Source organism: Streptococcus sp. CCH5-D3 (assembly GCF_001556435.1).
Lineage (GTDB): Bacteria > Bacillota > Bacilli > Lactobacillales > Streptococcaceae > Streptococcus.
In genome coordinates this window covers 1-1,450 of record NZ_LSIW01000155.1, presented here as the reverse complement: position 1 = coordinate 1,450, position 1,450 = coordinate 1, and the positions used below count along the sequence as shown (strand labels likewise).

General features: G+C 37.3%; 1 protein-coding gene and 3 pseudogenes. All 4 read right to left on the bottom strand.

All coding sequences use genetic code 11. The annotated features are described in order from the left end of the window. Positions 1-5 precede the first annotated feature (5 nt). A pseudogene (locus AX662_RS10615) lies at positions 6-172 on the bottom strand (transposase); the annotation flags it as partial. Positions 173-454: 282 nt separating this feature from the next. Then, positions 455-637 (bottom strand): annotated as a pseudogene (locus AX662_RS11135) (transposase); the annotation flags it as partial. 18 nt (positions 638-655) lie between these two features. Then, positions 656-1,063 carry a hypothetical protein gene (locus AX662_RS09670; protein WP_231728434.1) on the bottom strand — a complete coding sequence of 136 codons (408 nt, stop codon included), beginning with the start codon at positions 1,061-1,063 and terminating at the stop codon, positions 656-658. Positions 1,064-1,093: 30 nt separating this feature from the next. Beyond that, positions 1,094-1,450 (bottom strand): annotated as a pseudogene (locus tag AX662_RS10485) (ISL3 family transposase); the annotation flags it as partial.

The following is a 1,450-nucleotide window of genomic DNA, read 5'->3' as shown; positions in this document are numbered from 1 at the left end:
AACATCTAGAGAGAACCTGATAGGTTTTCTCTTTTTGTATGTTCAGAGTGATGAAGACACGCTTCTTAAAGTTGATAAAGTTTCTTAAGTCGAACCCCAACTGTTTGATGTCTTTAATCAACTTATTAGTCGCTTCAAGTTTCGCGTTTGAATAGTCTGTTTCTAGTGCGTTTTATTTGAAAAACATCAAAAATAGCGCAAAAAACTCTTCTTGTGCTATACTGTAATTGAGATTTTTTAAATTTTTGGTGTTAGAACTGTTGCCTCAGTCCTAGCACTTTTCTTTGTCGTATTCTTGGTGTGTTGCGAGAATTTTGTAAATGATACGAAGCAGCTTATGTGCGCAAGCAATGACGGCTTTCATCTTACTTCCTCTTTGGGAAATTTTGCTATAAAAAGATTAAAACGCATTGTCTTTAGAGTGAGCCGCAATCAATCCCGACATGGTCAAAGCCTACTTGATATATCGATTTCCTTGCGTGATGTGTGAGGATTTTTTAATGCCAGCACTTTCATAAGACCCTGGACAGAGTCCAGCCCAAGAAGCTAAGTGTGCGTCCGATTGAAAGGCCTTTACATCTGGTCCATTCTCAGCTAAAATAGTGACTGCACAAGTTTCACTCACACCAGGAATCGTTTGAAGTAATCTATTTCTTCAGGGAAACTCCTTTTCGATATAAGCTATTATTTCACTCGTTAATTTATTCATGAGTTTTTGGTACAATTGATATTCTTCTAGGCTTTGGTCCAAGAGAAATCGATCCTCTAGTGACAACTTCCTATTCATGGCCTCTATAAATTCTTCTGGACTTGCTTTGACATGCTTGTGAATACAAGCTGTCACATTGTCATAATCATTGAGTTCCCCATTGACAAAGAGCATTAAAAGAGACTGTCCTGTCTTAGAGAATATATCTGAAAGATAGCTGGTTAGTTTGATATTAGCACTTTGTAAGAAGTTATGAATCTCATTCTTTATGATACAGGCTAGGCAAAGCTCTATTAAAGACAACGGATTGGTATTGTTCACCTTCATTATAAGCCGAACTTTCTTTTCTGTCATGAGTGAGCAGGCTAAGCCTGCTTAGAGTTTTTTGATGTATTGTTTGTGTCTAAGAAAAGTCCTAAAGACAGTTTTGAAGTAATGATTGACCTTGCTTATATTCTCCTCTATGAGCTCAAAAAACTCATCCCCCCTCTTCTCTTGAAAGTGAAACAGCAACAGCTGATAGAGGTTATAATAATTAGCGAGTTCCTCTGAGAAATTCAGTGTCTTTTCAACGACTTCATGTGGTTCTAAAGTTTGACGGAAGGTCTTTGAGTAAAAAGGGTTGAGAGATAACTTACGGCTTTACTTTTGGAAGAGTCGCCAGTGATTTTTCAAGGTTCGATAGAGTAGTGACTTCTTATCGAACTGGTTCATAATCGCAATTCTTGTCTTTAAAAAGGC